Annotated in this window: 14 protein-coding genes and 1 pseudogene; 6 read left to right on the top strand and 9 right to left on the bottom strand. The window is 61.6% G+C overall.

All coding sequences use genetic code 11. The features are described 5' to 3' along the window. Positions 1-5: 5 nt before the first annotated feature. Both ACTG2B_RS00470 and ACTG2B_RS00465 read left to right on the top strand, forming a co-directional pair. Positions 6-293 (top strand): PTS sugar transporter subunit IIB, encoded by a 288-nt coding sequence (locus tag ACTG2B_RS00470; protein ID WP_257687725.1) that lies wholly within the window; start codon positions 6-8, stop codon positions 291-293. Positions 294-344: 51 nt separating this feature from the next. Beyond that, positions 345-1,603: pseudogene (locus tag ACTG2B_RS00465) on the top strand (PTS ascorbate transporter subunit IIC). Between the two features lie 78 nt (positions 1,604-1,681). On the opposite strand, the gene waaA reads toward ACTG2B_RS00465, so the two are convergent. Continuing rightward, the gene (waaA, locus tag ACTG2B_RS00460; protein WP_439995017.1) at positions 1,682-2,947 is read right to left on the bottom strand and encodes a lipid IV(A) 3-deoxy-D-manno-octulosonic acid transferase; all 1,266 of its coding nucleotides are present in this window, start codon (positions 2,945-2,947) and stop codon (positions 1,682-1,684) included. A 1-nt stretch (position 2,948) separates the two neighbouring features. Then, complete coding sequence (waaF, locus tag ACTG2B_RS00455) at positions 2,949-3,983, bottom strand: lipopolysaccharide heptosyltransferase II (RefSeq protein WP_088868148.1); 1,035 nt, start codon at positions 3,981-3,983, stop codon at positions 2,949-2,951. Positions 3,984-4,259: 276 nt separating this feature from the next. On the opposite strand from waaF, the gene ACTG2B_RS00450 reads away from it, so the two are divergent. Beyond that, positions 4,260-5,036 (top strand): glycosyltransferase family 2 protein, encoded by a 777-nt coding sequence (locus tag ACTG2B_RS00450; protein WP_439995016.1) that lies wholly within the window; start codon positions 4,260-4,262, stop codon positions 5,034-5,036. 51 nt (positions 5,037-5,087) lie between these two features. On the opposite strand, the gene ACTG2B_RS00445 is transcribed toward ACTG2B_RS00450, so the two are convergent. After that, positions 5,088-6,125, bottom strand: coding sequence for a glycosyltransferase family 9 protein (locus tag ACTG2B_RS00445; RefSeq protein WP_439995015.1), 1,038 nt, complete (start codon positions 6,123-6,125; stop codon positions 5,088-5,090). A 134-nt stretch (positions 6,126-6,259) separates the two neighbouring features. Between ACTG2B_RS00445 and coaD the strand changes: the two genes are divergently transcribed. After that, positions 6,260-6,745 carry a pantetheine-phosphate adenylyltransferase gene (gene coaD, locus ACTG2B_RS00440; RefSeq protein ID WP_019446530.1) on the top strand — a complete coding sequence of 162 codons (486 nt, stop codon included), beginning with the start codon at positions 6,260-6,262 and terminating at the stop codon, positions 6,743-6,745. Between the two features lie 91 nt (positions 6,746-6,836). On the opposite strand, the gene ACTG2B_RS00435 is transcribed toward coaD, so the two are convergent. From ACTG2B_RS00435 to radC, 6 genes are all read right to left on the bottom strand, one after another. Then, positions 6,837-7,772, bottom strand: a complete 936-nt coding sequence (locus ACTG2B_RS00435) for a VirK/YbjX family protein (protein ID WP_234915956.1) — start codon at positions 7,770-7,772, stop codon at positions 6,837-6,839. Positions 7,773-7,886: 114 nt separating this feature from the next. Then, positions 7,887-8,699, bottom strand: coding sequence for a bifunctional DNA-formamidopyrimidine glycosylase/DNA-(apurinic or apyrimidinic site) lyase (mutM, locus tag ACTG2B_RS00430; protein ID WP_335878136.1), 813 nt, complete (start codon positions 8,697-8,699; stop codon positions 7,887-7,889). 24 nt (positions 8,700-8,723) lie between these two features. Then, positions 8,724-9,179, bottom strand: coding sequence for a hypothetical protein (locus tag ACTG2B_RS00425; protein WP_439995014.1), 456 nt, complete (start codon positions 9,177-9,179; stop codon positions 8,724-8,726). 92 nt (positions 9,180-9,271) lie between these two features. After that, positions 9,272-9,439 carry a 50S ribosomal protein L33 gene (rpmG, locus tag ACTG2B_RS00420; RefSeq protein WP_005307500.1) on the bottom strand — a complete coding sequence of 56 codons (168 nt, stop codon included), beginning with the start codon at positions 9,437-9,439 and terminating at the stop codon, positions 9,272-9,274. Positions 9,440-9,450: 11 nt separating this feature from the next. Further along, on the bottom strand, positions 9,451-9,687 hold the full coding sequence (gene rpmB / locus ACTG2B_RS00415) for a 50S ribosomal protein L28 (RefSeq protein WP_005307492.1): 237 nt from the start codon (positions 9,685-9,687) through the stop codon (positions 9,451-9,453). Between the two features lie 136 nt (positions 9,688-9,823). After that, on the bottom strand, positions 9,824-10,498 hold the full coding sequence (gene radC, locus ACTG2B_RS00410) for a RadC family protein (protein WP_439995013.1): 675 nt from the start codon (positions 10,496-10,498) through the stop codon (positions 9,824-9,826). 147 nt (positions 10,499-10,645) lie between these two features. Between radC and coaBC the strand changes: the two genes are divergently transcribed. Next, positions 10,646-11,848, top strand: a complete 1,203-nt coding sequence (coaBC, locus tag ACTG2B_RS00405) for a bifunctional phosphopantothenoylcysteine decarboxylase/phosphopantothenate--cysteine ligase CoaBC (RefSeq protein WP_279488677.1) — start codon at positions 10,646-10,648, stop codon at positions 11,846-11,848. Positions 11,849-11,928: 80 nt separating this feature from the next. Next, complete coding sequence (gene dut, locus ACTG2B_RS00400; protein ID WP_005355985.1) at positions 11,929-12,387, top strand: dUTP diphosphatase; 459 nt, start codon at positions 11,929-11,931, stop codon at positions 12,385-12,387. Positions 12,388-12,429 lie beyond the last annotated feature (42 nt).

Here is a 12,429-nt window from a genome sequence, read left to right as displayed (position 1 = left end):
AGACAATGAAAATTCTGGTTGTATGCGGTCACGGTCTGGGCACCAGCCTGATGATGGAGATGAGCATCAAGAGCATCCTGAAAGAGCTGGCAGTCACCGCCGAGGTGGATCACCGCGATCTGGCCTCCGCCGGTAGTGAAAGCGCCGAGATCTTTGTCGCCACCCGCGACATCGCCGAGCAGTTACAGAGCATGGGCGTCAACGGCCGTCTGGTGGCCCTCGACAACATGGTCGACAAGGCCGCAATGAAAGAGAAGCTCGCCATCGCCCTGCGCGAACTGGGCGCCCTCTAAGGATCCTCCATGCGGCCTGCGGGCCGCATCTTCCATTGCCAGGAGCTGACTATGGAATTTTTCAACTTTCTGATGTTTGACGTGCTGTCCGAGCCCGCTGTGCTGGTCGGCCTGATCGCGCTTATCGGCCTGATTGCCCAGAAGAAACCGGTGACCGAGTGCATCAAGGGCACGGTCAAGACCATCATGGGTTTCGTCATTCTGGGGGCCGGTGCTACCCTGGTGATCAACTCGCTGGGTGACTTTGCCGTCATCTTCCAGCACGCCTTCGGCATCAAGGGGGTCGTCCCCAACAACGAGGCCATCGTCTCCATCGCCCAGACCTCGTTTGGCAAGGAGATGGCGATGATCATGTTCTTCGCCATGCTGGTGAACATCCTGATCGCCCGTCTGACCCCGTGGAAATTCATCTTCCTGACCGGTCACCACACCCTGTTCATGTCGATGATGGTGGCGGTGATCTCTCTGCCGGCGGTATGAGCGGCGTGCCGCTGATCGCGGTGGGCAGTCTGGTGGTCGGTGTCGCCATGGTCTTCTTCCCGGCCATCGCCCACCCCTTCATGAAGCAGATCACCGGCTCCGATGACGTGGCGCTGGGCCACTTCTCCACCTGCTCCTACGTGCTCTCCGCCCTGATCGGCGCCAAGTTCGGCAACAAGGCCCACAGCTGCGAAGATGTGCAGGTACCCAAGAGCTTGCTGTTCCTGCGCGATACCCCGGTGGCCATCTCCTTCACCATGGGCATCATCTTCCTGGTGACCTCCGCCTTCGCCGGCCCCGAGTTTGTCTCCAGCGTCGCCAAGGGCAAGCACTGGTTCATGTTCTCCCTGATGCAGTCCATCACCTTCGCCGCCGGTGTCTACGTCATCCTGCAGGGTGTGCGGATGGTCATCGCCGAGATCGTACCGGCCTTCAAGGGGATCTCCGACAAGCTGGTGCCGAACGCCAAGCCGGCTCTCGACTGCCCCATCGTCTTCCCCTACGCCCCCAACGCCGTGCTGATCGGCTTCCTGTCGAGCTTTGCCGCCGGTCTGCTGGGGATGGCGCTGCTCTACGCCATGGGCCTGACCGTCATCATCCCGGGCGTGGTACCGCACTTCTTCGTTGGCGCCGCTGCCGGGGTGTTCGGCAACGCCACCGGTGGTCGTCGCGGCGCCATTCTGGGCTCCTTCGCCAACGGCCTGCTGCTGCTCACCATTCTGCCGGTCTTCCTGCTGCCAGTGCTGGGCGACCTCGGTTTCGCCAACACCACCTTCAGCGACTCCGACTTCGGTGTGGTCGGCATCCTGCTGGGGCTGATCGTTCGCTAATTCCGGCAACCGCCAAAAACAAAACGGAGCGCATCGCGCTCCGTTTTTTTATGGCCGGGCTGTATGAAAGGCTGGCTCTCAGTCGTTCTCCAGCGCAGTGAGGCAGTGCGAGAGGGTACGCGCCAGCGCTCCCTGATTGCGCAGCACCACGGCGCGAGCCTGCTCCCCCATCTCGCGGCGGGCGCTTGCATCAGCAAACAACTGGCTCACCCGCTCGCCCAGCTCGGCGGCATCGGCCACGATGGCGGCGCCCCCCTGAGCCACCAGCTGACGAGTGATGTCGCTGAAGTTGAAGTAGGCGGGCCCCGTCAGGCAGGGCTTGCCGAGGGCTGCCGGCTCCAGCAGGTTGTGACCGCCAATCTTCACCAGACTGCCACCGACGAAGGCCACATCGGCCGCCGCCAGCATCAGCGGCAGCTCGCCCATGGTATCGCCGAGGTAGACCTTATCCTCCGCACTCACCGCAGCACCATCAGTGCGCCGCACGCAGCCGTAAGGGGCACACTGCTCGGCCACCCGGTCGAACCGCTCGGGGTGGCGCGGCACCAGAATGAGCAGCGCATCGGGATGGCGTTTGAGCAGCAGGTCGAAAGCGGCCAGCACCTGCTCATCCTCACCCTGATGGGTGCTGGCGGCGATCCAGACCGGCCGATCCGCCCCCAGTTGCTGGCGCAGGGCACGCCCTTTTGCCTGCACCTCGGCACCAAACTGGATATCGAACTTGATGGAGCCGGTCACCGCCAGCCGCGAACGCTCGATACCGAGGCGGGCGAAGCGGTCGGCGTCATCCTGATGCTGGCAGAGCAGATGGGTCAGTGGCCGGCTCAGGGCATCGAAGGCACCGTGGAAGCGGGCATAACGCTGGCAGGATCGCTCGGAAAGACGGGCGTTGATGATGGTCACCGGCAGGTGTCGCGCCTCGCAGGCGGCCAGCCAGTTCGGCCATAACTCGGTCTCCATCACCCAGAGCGCGCGCGGCTTGAAGGTGTCGAGAAAGGCGGCAATGGCCCAGGGGTAGTCGAGCGGTGCATAGCGATGGATCACCAGATCCCCCAGCTTGGCAGCCTGATCGGCGCCGGTGCGGGTGGTGGTGGTGAGCAGGATCGGCAGATCGGGCCGCTCCGCCTTGAGGGCGCGAATGAGCGGCGTGATGGCCAGCGTCTCCCCCACGCTCACCGCATGGATCCAGAGCGGCGCCTCCTGTCCGGTGGCAGGCAGCCGCCCGAGATGCTCGGCCCAGCGCTTGCCAAAGCCGGGCTTGCCCCGCTTCGGCTTGTAGAGGGCCAGCAGTGCCAGAGGCAATCCCAGGTGGATCAGCAGGTTGTAGAGCAGACGATAGGGCATCTTACTGACTCTGCTCCAGCTTCTTGCAGGCATCGACCACCTGCTCCGGCGCCAGATCGATCAGGCACTTGAGATGGCCGAACTTGCAGGTGCGCTTGAAGCAGGGGCGACACTCGATGTCGGTGTGAACGATCTCGACCCGATCCGCCAGCGGCGGGGTGTAGAGCGGCGAAGTGGAGCCATAGACACCCACCAGCGGCCGGTTGAGGGCGGCGGCGATGTGCATCAGGCCGGAGTCGTTGGAGATGACCCGGCCGGCCAGCGCCATCAGATCGATCGCCTCGTGCAGACTGGTCTTGCCCGCCAGCACGTGGCAGTTGGGGCGAGTCAGCAGGTTGACCCGATCCCGGATGGTGTTGGCCACCGGTACATCCTTGTTGGAACCGAAGATCCACACCTGCCACCCCTCGTCCAGATGCTGTTGGGCCACCACGGCGTAGTGCCCCTCCGGCCAGCGCTTGGCCGGGCCAAACTCGGCACCGGGGCAGAGCACCAGCACCGGGCGAGCGCGATCCAGCCCCAGCCGCTCCAGCGCCTTGCTCTGGTTGACCAGATCGACGTGCAGAGAGGGGTGCGGAATGGTCGGAATATCGGCCCGGCTCTTCATCTGCGCCTTGGGATAAGCGAGCGCCAGATAGCCCTCCACCATCAGCGGGAAGGCGGATTTGTTGCTGCGCATATCGTTGAGCAGGCCGAAGCGGTGCTCCCCTTTCCAGCCGGTACGCACCGGAATGCGGGCAAACCAGGGGATCAGCGCCGACTTCATGGAGTTGGGTTGGACGATAGCCTGATCGTATTTTTCGGCGGCCAGCTGCTTGCCGAGGCGGCGGCGTGCCACCAGCTTGAAGTCACCGTGGCCAAGGGGCATGGTGATCGCCTTGTCCACCTCCGGCATCCGCTCCAGCAGGGCGCAGCACCAGGCGGGGGCCATCACGTGCAGTTCGCACTCCGGATGGTTGGCCTTGATCGCCTTGTAGAGACTCTGGGACATCACCATATCGCCGACCCAGGAGGGGCCGATCACCAATATTTTCATCACGCGTCTTCTCTCGGGACTGGCCCGGCTGTTAATCATCACTGGGCGAGATTATGCCCCAAGAATGACTGGATAAATAACAGAAGATCCTTGGCAGACGCTGCCGTCACCCCTTTTTTCCAGCGGTGCCCCTCTTCCAACCGGACGAGACGAGACAGGCAGACAGCTGATAGAAACGGGCAATGGCGGCTCTCTCTTTGGCCCGTTTTTCCGTTAGAATGGCCCATCAATACGCATTCGACCCGCCAGCCGGGCAATAACCGTGAGCCCACATTCGTGAAAAAACCGACTCTGGCTGCCGTTCTGATCGTCAAGAATGAAGCCGACAACCTGCGCAAGTGCCTCGCCTCCCTCGACGGACTGGTGGACGAGATCGTCATTCTGGACTCCGGCAGTCAGGACGAGACCCCGGCCATCGCCGCCGAATTTGGCGCCCGCTTCTTCGTCAACGCCAAGTGGCCGGGCTTTGGCAAGCAGCGCCGGCTGGCCCAGTCCCACGTGCAATCCGACTGGGTGCTGTGGCTGGATGCCGACGAGCAGCTCACCCCCGAGCTGAAAACCGCCATCACCGAGGTGATGGCCAATCCGGCCAGCGATACCATCTACTCGATCCCACGCCTCTCCTGGGTGTTTGGCCGCTTTATCCGCCACAGCGGCTGGTATCCGGATCGGGTGCTGCGCCTCTATCCCAAGGCACTCACCAGCTACAACGAGGCGCTGGTGCACGAAAAGGTGGAAGTGCGGGCCAACATGAAGATCGTCAATATTCATGGCGACCTGCTCCACTTCACCTATCGGGATCTGGAGCACTATCTGGTGAAATCCGCCGGTTATGCCCGCGCCTGGGCCGATCAGCGCACCGCCCGCGGCAAGAAGGGCTCCCTCAGTCAGGGGCTGATCCACGCGGTAGGCTGCTTCCTCAAGATGTACCTGCTCAAAGCAGGCTTCCTCGATGGCAAGCAGGGGCTGCTGTTGGCGATCCTCTCCGCCCACTCCACCTTCGTCAAATACGCCGACCTCTGGGTGCGCCAGCAGCCGCAGCAGCCGGAATAACCGTCATACGAAACAGGGCCCCGCGGGGCCCTGTTTACATTGCTGCATACGTTATTTGCGCCAGAAAGGCGCCGCCCAGCGGGCCATCACCGGCACCATGGTCTTGGGATCGAGCTGGCTCATATCCTCAGGATGGTCGCTATCCTCCGGCGGGCTGAAGGCGAGGTGACGCCCTTCGCTGTTGAGGGGCTTCCAGCGCAGCGGAGTGGCGGAGCGGCGCATCGGGAAGAAACCGATGGTCGGCACATCGAGCGCGCCGGCGATATGGAGCGGGCCGGTACTACCGGCGATAAACAGGGCTGCGTTGGCCAGCACCTGACAGAACATCGGCAGACCATCGCTGGAGCGGTAGATCCAGCCGTTGCCGCCGTGGGCGAGCAGCTCGGCCGCCAGCTGTTCGGCCATCTTATCCTCGCCCGGGCCTGCGGTCAGCACGCACTGCAGCTCGGGGCAGGCCTGATTGAGCTTGATGATGATGCGGGCATACTGCTCGATGGAGAGATTGTTGGCCGAACCGCCGCTACCGGCATGCACCATCAGCCAGGGGCGGCTGGCATCGAGCTTGAGCTTGAGTGCCAACTGCTCGCGCACCTGTAGCAGGGTCTCGTCATCGAACTGCAGGAAGGGGGTCTTGGGCTCCACCACAGCCACCTGCTGATCGGCCAGGAAGCGGCGGATCAGCTCCAGGTTGTACTCGGACTCCGGTTTCTGGGAGCGGGAGCGACGCTGCACCAGTCGCTGGTTGTAGAGCACCTGCGCCAGCTTGGTCGCCGGGGCCAGCCGGTAAGGGATGTGCGCCTTCCACACCAGCATGGCGTTGCGGGAGTTGGAGAAGAGGCAGATGGACGCGTCGAACGCCGCCGCTTTGATCCGCGCCAGCAGCGCTCGCTGTTGCTCCTTGTCGGCTCGCACGCCCGGATCGATGATCACCTCGTCAATCCAGGGGCAGAGCCGGGCCAGCGGCGCCGTGTAGGCCGGAACCAGGGCAGTCACATGACACTCCATGGAGCCTTTGAGCATGGCGAAGCTAGGCCACGCCAGCATGAAGTCACCAATCTTGTCATTGCGAACGACCAGAATACGTTTCATAAAAAATCCCTTTGCTCCCTGTCACCAATGCAAGGAGGCTTGATGCGCGATGGCGTATTCTTGCCTGATGCACTGCTATTCTCAAGCGACGACCTTATAATGCGACCAAATTTCCAGGTTGCAGGACCGCAAAGATGACTACCAGGGTAATTTATCCCGGGACTTTTGATCCCGTTACCAATGGCCACGCCGATCTCATCGGCCGCGCCGCCAAGCTGTTTGACGAGGTGGTGGTCGGTGTCGCCAACAGCCCGAGCAAGCGACCTCTGTTCGATCTGGCAGAACGTGTCCAGCTTGTCCAGCAAGTGACCAGCCAGCTTCCCAACGTCAAAGTGGTGGGCTTCTCCGGCCTGCTGGTCGATTTCGCCAAAGAGCATCAGGCCAACGTGCTGATCCGCGGCCTGCGCGCCGTCTCCGACTTCGAGTACGAGTTCCAGCTGGCCAACATGAACCGCCGCCTGATGCCTGAGCTGGAAAGCGTCTTCCTCACCCCGGCGGAGGAGAACTCCTTTATCTCCTCCACTCTGGTGAAAGAGGTGGCGCTGCACGGTGGCGATATCCGCCAGTTTGTCGACCCGGTAGTGGCGCAGGCCATCGCAGCCAAACAGCAACAGCGCTAATCCCTCCCCTGATGGCAGAAACGACAAGGGCTACCCGCGGGTAGCCCTTGTTGTATCTCTCTCGCTATGGAGAGGTCAGCCTGCTTGCCGGTTACTGACGGGCAAACCGCTCATTCATCTCCTGCACCAGCAGATCGAGCCACTCGTAGCGGCGCCGATACATGGCCCGCTTCCTGGAGGCGATCTCCTCCAGCGGCTTGCGCGGCTGGGCTTGCAGGGCGACGAAGTTGGCATCCACATCCCGGGCGTCGAACTCCAGCCACAGCTCGTCATAATCGGCCTGCAAATTGGCTTTCTGCTTGCTGCTGTAGCGCTTGGCCTGAAACACATGGGCCCGCTTGCGCACCGCCAGCACCTCCGCCGCCCCCATGGCCTGCGCCAGTTGCAGCACCAATTGTACCAGCAGGGATTTGGGCCGCAGGCCGTGCCCCTCTTTGGTCAGCTCGCGCACCCGATCCTGGGCATTGTCGACAGCAGGCTCCGGCCCCTGCATGGAGCCGATCATCAGAATCAAACGATCCACGCTGCCCGCCAGCGAAAAGGCGCAGCTGTAGAGGCGCTGCCCATCCCCGTTAACGATAGATAGCGCCAGCTCGGCCTCGCGGCGGAAGGTGCCATCGTGGCGCAGCAGAATGCGGCAGCCGCTCTGGGGATAGTGCCCAAGTTCGATCCCCTCGCCCAGATAGAGGGGGTCGATCAGCTGCGGGTAGCACTCCAGCAGCAACCGATAGTGATTTTCCAGCATCTCGGCACGTTGACGGGCGCTGGCACAGGCGAAGCGATAGGGACGCATCGGCTTGTCGAGCAGCTCGGGATAGACAGCTGGCAGCGCCTTGAGCGAGTCGCACTGAAACAGGCTGAAGACCCGGCTCAGCGACTTGCGATAGAGCAGGCTGCGCAGCACGAACTTGCCGCGATTGAAGGTTTTCCGGTCACATCCCTCGGGGTAGAGGAAGCGGGCCATGGATTTTGCGCAATAGCGCTCCTGCCGGGATAAATATTCCCAGTCTATTGATTTAACTGTCATTTTTATATTCTCAAACCGCCTGAACGGTCGGGATACTAGTGACAGCTGTGCAAATCTTCAACAGAGTGGAAATACGCTGTTACAACTTCCCCCGGATCGGGGCAAAAAGTGCGCTCAGCGCTGGCAATGACTGCAAAAAACCGTGGTGCGCTGGCCCATTCTTGTCTCGGTCAGCAGGGTGTGACAGTGGAAACAGGGCTGACCGCCACGGCCATAAACCTGCAACTGCTGCACGAAATAGCCCGGCTTGCCGTCGGCACTGGTGAAATCCTTCAGAGTGGTGCCGCCCTGGCGAATCGCCTCGGCCAACACCCGCTTGATCTCGGCCACCAGGGTTCCCAGCCGCTCGGCACTGATATTGCCCGCCGCCCGTTTGGGGTGAATGCCGGCAGCATAGAGCGCCTCGTTGGCGTAGATGTTGCCCACCCCGACCACCACCTGATTGTCCATCAGGAACTGTTTGATGGCGGTGCTGCGCCCCTTGGCGCGCCCCTGCAGGTAATCAGCACTGAAGGCATCGGTGAGCGGCTCTGGCCCCAGCTTGGCGAGCAGCGCATGGGCTTCGGCCGGTTCGCGAGTCCAGAGCAGGGCGCCGAAGCGGCGCGGATCGTTGAGCCGCAGCAACTTGCCATTCTCCAGCTCGATATCCACGTGGTCGTGCTTCTCGGCCGGGGTGCCGATATCCAGTACACGCAGGCTGCCGGACATCCCCAGATGAAGGATGGCGGTGCCGAAATCGGTCTCCAGCAGCAGGTATTTGGCACGGCGACGCACCCGATGGATGGTGAGGTCCACCAGCTCCTGAATCTCACTGGGGATCGGCCAGCGCAGGCGGCCATCCCGCACCACTACACGCGTCACCTTGATACCGGTGAGCCAGGGGGAGATCCCCTGACGACTGACTTCAACTTCTGGCAATTCGGGCATGGGCACCTCGCAAGGAAAAGAAACTCAGGGGGCAGGACGCAGCAGATCGCGATACTGCTCGGCAGTGAGGGCGAGCCAGAGACCGGAGGGCAGCTGGGCACCATACTGGCCGCTGTTCTGATAGAGGCCGATCTCGACCGGATCGCTCTGGCCGGCAATCCACACCTTGATGGTCACCGGGGTGCCGCGCACCACCTCGCCGGGGGGCAGCAACCAGCTCTGCCAGCGCGCCAGACTGGCATCCAGCTGAGCCGTGTCGAGCCCCAGATCCGGCATGCTGCGCCAGCCCTGACCAATCCGCTCAATCTGCCAGCTCGGCCCCTGCCAGGTGAGCACCACGGCCGCATCCGGCAACAAGGGGCGAGCCCGCTTGGCGCTGTTCTCCTGCTGGGCAGTCTCCATACGATGCAACAGGGTGATCACGATCAGCACCACCACAATGATCACGTTATTCCAGCCTTTTCGGCTCAATTTGAACATGGCAAGCCTCCCTTTGAACCGGCAGTGTACTGAATTCGGCGCATAAAAAACCCGGCACGAAGCCGGGTTTTTGGGAATGCAGCATCAAGTAATTACTTGATTTTGCCTTCCTTGTAGATCACATGCTGACGAACAACGGGATCAAACTTTTTGATCTCCATTTTTTCGGGCATGGTGCGCTTGTTTTTGGTAGTGGTATAGAAGTGACCAGTACCGGCGCTGGAGTTCAGGCGAATTTTCTCGCGAATACCTTTAGCCATGATCTAATTCCTTATACCTTAACACCGCTGGCGCGCAGTTCAGCCAGAACCACTTCAACGCCACGCTTGTCGATGATACGCATGCCTTTTGCGGATACGCGCAGGCTTACGAAGCGTTTTTCACTCTCAACCCAGAAACGGTGAGTGTGCAGGTTCGGCAGGAAACGACGCTTGGTGGCGTTGTTAGCGTGCGAACGGTTGTTACCAACTGCCGGGCGCTTGCCGGTTACTTGGCATACTCTAGACATGTCAGTCTCTCCAAATCTTACTTCATTGCTCGAGCAAATATCTGCCCCGCTGGCCTTCGATTGCGGGGCAAACAGAAGGCGGCATTTTATACAGCATCCGTGATCAAAGATCAACTAATACGGTGCCAGAGCACAGTTATAGCCAACCGCGCTCGGCAAAAGAAACCGTGATGCCATCACCGATCACCAAGTGATCCAGCACTCTGATATCGATCAGGGCCAAAGCGGCCGTGATCCGATCCGTGATCTGGCGGTCGGCCCTACTGGGCTCGGCGACGCCGGACGGGTGATTATGCGCCAGAATCACCGCGGCTGCATTATGTTTGAGCGCGATCTGCACGATTTCTCTTGGCCAGACGCTCGCCGAGTCGATAGTGCCGAAAAAAAGCTCAACAAATTGAATGACTCTGTGCTGATTGTCGAGCAGCAGCAGGGCAAACACCTCGCGCTGCCGATCCCGCAGCTGGGCCTGCAGATAGTCGCGGGTCAGCTGGGGCGAGGTGAGGGCATCGCCCCGTTGCAACTGCTCGGCCAGATGGCGTCTGGCCATCTCCAGCACCGCCTGCAACTGGGCATATTTGGCCGGGCCAAGGCCGTGCGCCTCGCAGAATGCCCGTTGATCCGCGCCCAGCAAGCTGCGCAAAGAGCCGAATTGATTCAATAGATTACGTGCAAGATCCACTGCACTCAGGCCATTGACGCCGGTGCGCAGAAAGATGGCGAGCAGCTCGGCATCGGAGAGCGCCGCGGGCCCCTGACGCAGCAACTTCTCTCTGGGGCGTTCATCTTCCGGCCACTCTTTGATGCTCATTTGTCTCTTCCTCATCCCTGTTGAGAAAAAACATAGCAAAAAATTGCGCGCGCCCGACCACACCCCTTGATGCCAACCCCTGTCGTCATCCATTGCCTGTGGTATCTTAGCCGACCAGTCAGAATGAGCCGGATAGAGAAACAGCAGATGAGATTGGCCGATAAACGCATCCTGTTGGGTGTCAGTGGCGGGATCGCCGCCTACAAGAGTGCCGAGCTGGTACGCCGCCTGAAAGATCAGGGTGCCGAAGTGCGGGTGGTGATGACCCGCTCCGCCAAGGAGTTCATCACCCCGCTGACCCTGCAGGCGGTCTCCGGTCATCCGGTGGCCTACAGCCTGCTGGATCCCTCTGCCGAAGCGGGCATGGGCCATATCGAGCTGGCCAAGTGGGCCGATCTGGTACTGATCGCCCCCGCCAGCGCCAACCTGATGGCGCGGATGGCTGCAGGCATGGCCGACGAACTGCTGACCACCCTTTGTCTGGCCACTCCGGCGCCCATCGCGCTGGCACCTGCCATGAACCAGCAGATGTATCTCAACGCTGCCACCCAGGCCAACCTCAAGACCCTGGCCAGCCGCGGCATTCTGCTGTGGGGGCCGGATGCCGGCAGCCAGGCCTGTGGCGATGTGGGCCCGGGGCGGATGCTGGACCCCCTCGAACTGGTGGATCGCTGCTGTCAGCAGCTGGCCGCTGAGCCCTTGCTGGCAGGCGTCAAGCTGCTGCTCACCGCAGGGCCAACCCGCGAGGCGCTGGATCCGGTGCGATACATCAGCAACCACAGCTCCGGCAAGATGGGCTTTGCTATCGCTCGCGCTGCCCGTGAAGCGGGCGCCGAAGTGACGCTGGTGAGCGGCCCGGTAACGCTGGCTACACCAGCTGGCGTCACCCGCATCGATGTCGAGAGCGCCGAGCAGATGCATCAGGCGGTGATGAGCCGGGTCGGCGAGTGCGACCTCTTCATCGGCTGCGCCGCGGTGGCCGACTATCGTCCCGAACAGGTCGCCAGCCAGAAGATCAAGAAGACTGGTGACAACGACCAGATGGTGGTGAAGCTGGTGAAAAACCCCGACATCATCGCGGCCGTCGGCGCCCTTTCAGACAAACCCTTCACCGTCGGATTTGCCGCCGAAACCGTGGATGTGGAACAATACGCCCTCGACAAGTTGCAGCGTAAGCGGCTGGACATGATCGCCGCCAACGATGTGTCCCGCGAGGGGCAAGGCTTCAACGCCGATGACAACGCCCTGACCGTGTTCTGGCAAGGGGGCCAGACCCCGCTGCCGCTGGCCGACAAGCTGACGCTGGCCCGTCACCTGATCGCCCTGATTGCACGCCACTACCGGCACTGAGCGTCCCGAAAGAACAAGACTCACGGCGCCCCGCCTGCCAAGAGGGACGCCAATACAAGATCCAACTGAAAAAGCGATTCATGACTACACAAATTGAACTGAAGATTCTGGATGCCCGTATCGGTACCGAGTTCCCGCTGCCCGCCTACGCCACACCGGGCTCTGCCGGCATGGATCTGCGCGCACTGCTGGATGCACCGCTGACTCTGGCTCCGGGTGATACCACCCTGGTGCCGACCGGTCTGGCCATTCACATCCAGGATCCGGGTCTGTGTGCCACCATTCTGCCCCGCTCCGGTCTCGGCCATAAGCACGGCATCGTGCTGGGCAACCTGGTCGGTCTCATCGATTCCGATTATCAGGGTCAGCTGATGGTTTCGGTCTGGAACCGCGGCAAGGATGAGTTCACCATGCAACCCGGCGAGCGCATCGCCCAGCTGGTGATCATGCCGGTAGTTCAGGCCAGCTTCCAACTGGTCGATGAGTTCAATCAGAGCGAACGGGGTGAAGGCGGTTTTGGTTCTTCTGGTCGCCAATAACAGACCACACCAGCCCGACGGGCGGTGCTTAATAATAGAATC

Source organism: Aeromonas sp. 30P (assembly GCF_051919805.1).
Lineage (GTDB): Bacteria > Pseudomonadota > Gammaproteobacteria > Enterobacterales > Aeromonadaceae > Aeromonas > Aeromonas veronii.
The sequence above is the reverse complement of the archived record's forward strand: the minus strand, read 5'-3'. Positions and strand labels throughout refer to the sequence as shown.